Origin of the sequence: Capnocytophaga sp. oral taxon 326 str. F0382 (assembly GCF_000318295.1) — a bacterium.
Lineage (GTDB): Bacteria > Bacteroidota > Bacteroidia > Flavobacteriales > Flavobacteriaceae > Capnocytophaga > Capnocytophaga periodontitidis.
The window spans coordinates 9,229-12,871 of the sequence record NZ_KB291360.1; the positions used below are offsets into that span (position 1 = coordinate 9,229).

The window sequence follows — 3,643 nt, forward strand, 5'->3', positions numbered from 1 at the left end:
CAAAAGCAATTTTTAGACTTTTCGGACAGCCTCTGTAGCGACGCTACTCGTAATTCGTAATTCGTAACTCGTCATTTGCTAATTAGCTAATTTTTTTTCTCATTTCGTTGAGTTTCATCAGTGCCTCTACGGGGGTGAGGGTGTTGATGTCGAGACTGAGTAAATCTTCTTTTAGGGCTTCTAAAAGTGGATCGTTCATATCAAAGAAGCTCAATTGCATTTCTTTTTGGGCGTTTTTAACCACTTCGGCAGTGGGTACTACATTATGACTCTCTTCGAGCTTTTTGAGCATTTTATTCGCCTTCTGAATCACATATTGGGGCATTCCCGCCATCTTCGCTACGTGTATTCCAAAACTGTGCGCTGAACCACCCTCGGTGAGTTTGCGCAAGAAAAGCACGCTGTCTTTGGTTTCTTTTACTGATACATTGTAATTCTTGATGCGTTCGAACTGCTCACTCATCTCGTTAAGTTCGTGATAGTGGGTCGCAAAAAGGGTTTTGGCTTTGCTGGGGTGTTCGTGCAAATATTCGGCGATTGCCCACGCTATGGAAATACCATCGTAGGTGCTGGTACCACGCCCGATTTCGTCCAAGAGCACCAAACTTCTATCGGAGATGTTGTTCAAAATGAGGGCTGCCTCATTCATCTCGACCATAAAAGTAGATTCACCCATAGAAATGTTATCGCTTGCTCCTACGCGGGTGAATATCTTATCGACGATACCTAATTGAGCGCTGGCAGCAGGTACAAAACTGCCTATCTGTGCCAAGAGGACTATCAGGGCGGTTTGTCGCAAAATAGCCGATTTACCCGACATATTAGGTCCCGTAATCATTATGATTTGCTGGCGTTCGCGGTCTAAATACACATCGTTGGCGATGTAGGGCATACCAACGGGCAATTGCTTTTCAATCACAGGGTGGCGACCGTCCTTAATGTCAATGGCGTACCCCTCGTTCATCTCGGGGCGGTGATAGGTGTTTTCCATCGCCAAAGTAGCAAAACCACAGAGGCAATCCAGCTGACCGATAAGGGTGGCGTTCGTTTGTACCTGACCGATGTACTCACTGATAAAAGCAATCAGTTCGGCGTATAGCGATTGCTCTAACTGAGCGATTTTTTCTTCAGCACCTAATATTTTAGCTTCGTATTCTTTGAGTTCTCCGGTGATATAACGCTCGGCATTTACAAGGGTTTGCTTGCGTATCCAATCAGGCGGGACTTTATCTTTATGAGTGTTACGCACTTCGATATAGTAGCCAAACACGTTGTTGCTATCTATTTTCAAAGAAGGAATACCTGTGCGTTGGCTTTCGCGCAAGAGCAAATCGTCTAAATAACTTTTGCCCGAATGCGAGAGTCCGCGTAGTTCGTCCAATTCAGCCGAAAAACCTTTGGCGATAGCATTGCCTTTGGCGATGTTCACAGGGGCATCTTCATTGAGTGTTTCGGCGATGCGCGCGCTGAGCTGTTCGCAACTGTGGAGCTTATCGCCCAAAAGGGTAAGCGATTCATTGGCAGAAGCCAAACACAACTGTTTTATCAGGGGGATATGTTCCAAAGAAGCGCGCAATTGCACTACCTCCCGCGGATTGATTTTAAGAGTAGCGACTTTAGAAATCAGTCGTTCGATGTCGCCCATACGGCTGAGGGCTGTTTTCACCTGCTCTAATACATCGATGTGTTTCAAAAAGTAATCGACCACCTCGTGACGCTGACGGATTTTATCTAACTTCTTCAACGGTAACGCCAACCAGCGTTTGAGGGTACGACTGCCCATAGGCGATAGTGTTTTATCAATCACATCGAGCAAACTCACTGAGGGAGTGGTATTGCCCGCATAGAGTTCCAAATTGCGAATGGTGAACTTGTCGAGCCATACATAAGCCTCTTCGGCGATGCGCTGAATGGCAGTAATGTGTTGGAGTTGGTGGTGTTGGGTTTCGGATAAGTAGTAGAGGATAGCTCCTGCGGTAAGAATCGCTTCGGTGAGTTCGTCTACGCCAAAGCCTTTGAGAGAGTTGGTTTGGAAGTGTTTGGTAAGTACTTGCTGGGCATAATCATCTTTAAAAACCCAATCTTCCAAGTAGAAACAGTGGAAGTCGTCGCCAAAATGCTCGGCAAATTCCTTTTTTTGGTGTTTAGCAACGAGCAGTTCGCTGGGGCGGAAGTTCTGTAAGAGCTTGTCGATATAAGTTTTATCGCCTTGTGCTACCAAGAATTCACCAGTAGAAACATCGAGAAAAGCTGCACCGCAGCCTTGTTTGCCCAACCATACCGAGGCTAAGAAGTTGTTGCTTTTGCTTTGCAATATATCGTCGTTGAGGGCGACTCCTGGGGTAACGAGTTCGGTAACACCTCGCTTTACGATGCCTTTCACGAGTTTAGGGTCTTCCAGCTGGTCGCATATTGCCACGCGGTAGCCTGCTTTTACGAGTTTGGGGAGATAGGTATTGATAGAATGGTAAGGAAACCCCGCCAATTCACTGCGCTCGGTACCGTTGTGCGGTTGGTGAGCACAATGTCGAGGGTATGAGCGGCTTTTACGGCATCTTCACCGAAGGTTTCGTAGAAATCGCCTACCCTAAACAGCAGTAAAGCATCAGGATATTTGCTTTTTATCTGATTGTACTGCTTCATTAGTGGGGTTTCTTTTGCCATATATTTTAGTGAAAAATGAAAAGTTTTGAAAGGGCAAAGGTACGTATTATTTGATAATTATCAAATTGATGACATAAAAAAACAAGGTGTTTGTGACACCTTGTTTTTTTATAAAACCTAAACAATTCTTATTTTTTGGTTTCAATCACTTTCCAAATACCTGCAGCGCAACAAGCACCAATAAATGGACCTACAATGAAAATCCAAAGATGTTCTAAAGCAGAGCCACCAGCATAGAGAGCTGGAGCAATACTACGCGCAGGATTCACTGAAGTTCCTGTATAACGAATACAAGCCAAGTGGATAAGTACTAAACCTAAACCAATAGCTAAGCCAGCAAATTTGTTGGTTTCACCATTTTCTTTTGATGTTGCTCCTAAAACGATGAGCACAAACACGCAAGTGAAAATAATCTCTGCCAACAGACCGCCTAAAACAGTTACATCTGCATCCTGCAAATCATTAGCACCAGTGCCTGTTAAACCTGCATTGGAGGTCAAAACAAACAACAGCGTTGAACCAATTAGCGCTCCAATAACCTGTGAGACCATATACCCCACAGCATCCTTGCCATTCATTCTTCCTGAAAGGAATACTCCCAACGTAATGGCTGGATTGATATGGCATCCTGAAACGCCTCCTATGGTATAAGCCATTGCTACAACCGATAAACCAAAAGCTAACGCTGTACCAATTACTGTTGAAGGATCAGCATTTGTGCAACCTAAGCTCACAGCTACACCACATCCCATTAAAACGAGCACCATAGTGCCAAACATTTCTGCTAAATACTTTTTCATATTTCTTTTTTTAATTAAACGTATTTATTATTTAATGACAAAGGTATAAAAAATACATAGAAAAACAATTTTTCTTATCAAAAAAGTCTTACTATTAGAATTTGCTTTGTCCAAAAAGTTTTTTCACTATCCATCGCAACCCTATATATAACGTGAGTTCGTCGTAAGTAATTATTTAA

Annotated in this window: 1 protein-coding gene and 1 pseudogene; both read right to left on the reverse strand. The window is 43.6% G+C overall.

Annotated elements, in window-relative coordinates; translation table 11 throughout:
• Positions 1–82 precede the first annotated feature (82 nt).
• Positions 83–2,664: pseudogene (mutS, locus tag HMPREF9073_RS00850) on the reverse strand (DNA mismatch repair protein MutS).
• 128 nt (positions 2,665–2,792) lie between these two features.
• Positions 2,793–3,464, reverse strand: a complete 672-nt coding sequence (locus tag HMPREF9073_RS00855) for an MIP/aquaporin family protein (RefSeq protein ID WP_009412085.1) — start codon at positions 3,462–3,464, stop codon at positions 2,793–2,795.
• Between the last annotated feature and the right edge of the window lie 179 nt (positions 3,465–3,643).